At 53.2% G+C, this 1,403-nt stretch carries 3 protein-coding genes; all 3 read right to left on the reverse strand.

Going from position 1 to position 1,403, the window contains the following annotated elements:
• The coding region (locus WH277_RS28640) for a hypothetical protein (protein WP_445235307.1) at positions 1–68 on the reverse strand (68 nt) is incomplete at its 3' end.
• Between the two features lie 202 nt (positions 69–270).
• Positions 271–918, reverse strand: coding sequence for a response regulator (locus tag WH277_RS03995; RefSeq protein ID WP_339458396.1), 648 nt, complete (start codon positions 916–918; stop codon positions 271–273).
• A partial coding sequence (locus WH277_RS04000) for an ATP-binding protein (protein ID WP_339504480.1) occupies positions 918–1,403 on the reverse strand: 486 nt, incomplete at its 5' end. The genes WH277_RS03995 and WH277_RS04000, both read right to left, overlap by 1 nt.

Below are 1,403 nucleotides of genomic sequence, written 5' to 3' on the forward strand. Positions count from 1 at the left end.
CCCGTCAGGCACATAAGGATCGCCAGTACCCAGGCAAATATCGGGCGGTCGATAAAGAAATTCGCCATCTCAAGCTCCGCAGCATGTTGTCTGAAAAAGAAGAAAAGAATGCCTGTGTTCCCTGCGGCGTTTGAGCGTTCACTGCGGAGCAAATTTCTCTAATTATTCAACGCGCTCCGGCAGTGAATCACTTTACTCGTGGTTGCGCGAACAATCGTGGAGAAATTGAGGAGAATATGTAAATTATCGTGCTGACCCGACGCGTTTTCGTTACACACCGGCGTGATGCGACGCCAGCCACAGCACGGTAGCCGCTACCCTGGAGCGTACATTTAGTTTGCGTGTGACGTTGCGCATATGCACTTTGACCGTTTGATCTGAAATCTCCAGCTTCTCTGCCACCTCTTTATTGGAAAGACCCAACGCCACCGCTTTCATCACATCCCGTTCACGAAGCGTCAGGTTGATGAACGGGTCGGCCTTTCCGTTATCGTGGTAACGCAATGCCTCTAATGGCGCACTGAAGGCGCTACCGCCTTTGGCCACCAAAATAATGTGATGCAGTAACGTTTCCGGTTCGCTGTCTTTCAGGAGGTAACCATTGACGCCAGCCTCCAGCAGGGCGGCAATGTCGCGGCGATGGTCAGAGACGGTCAGCACGATGACACGTGAAAGGATATTCTCGGCTCTCAGTGCATGCAGTGTCTCCAGCCCGGATAACCCCTTCATATTCAGGTCTAACAGGATTAACGCCGGGTGCAGTTCCCGTGCGCTGATCAGGGCGTCTTCACCGTTACTGACGTCAGCCACAATGTTAAAAAGGGGTTCCAGCGCCAGTAGCTGGCGAATGCCCTGACGCATCAACGGATGATCGTCGACAATCATCACACTGATTTTTTTATGCTCTTCCATGATCATTATTCCTTTCCCGGTCCGCTTTCAGTGAGCGGTTTAAAGTGCAAAGACACGCAGGTGCCTCCGTTCGCATGACGCGCAATCGTTAATTCGCCGTTCAGCAGGGCAGCGCGTTCATGCATAATATTCAGGCCGTAATGTCCTTCCGGCTCTTCGATTGTGGCCATACCCACGCCGTTATCGCAGATGGTGAGGGTTATCCCTTCTGTGGGATGGTTATCGCCACTGACACAGATTTCCGTTGCATGAGCATGACGTACCGCATTGAGCAGGGCTTCACGTACGATCTGTAATACATGGATATGCTGTTGGGCCACCAGCTGGACATCCATCTGGCACGCTAGTGTGATGGCGGCCGTGCTTTGTGGGCGCAGTGGGGCGATCACCTGTTCCAGCGCCCGCGCCAGGCTGGCAGGCTCAATGCTCAGACGGAAAGTGGTTAACAACTCACGTAGCTGACGGTTAGCCGTGGATAGCGCCTGCTCAAA

Origin of the sequence: Erwinia sp. MYb416 (genome assembly GCF_037479575.1) — a bacterium.
GTDB lineage: Bacteria > Pseudomonadota > Gammaproteobacteria > Enterobacterales > Enterobacteriaceae > Erwinia > Erwinia rhapontici.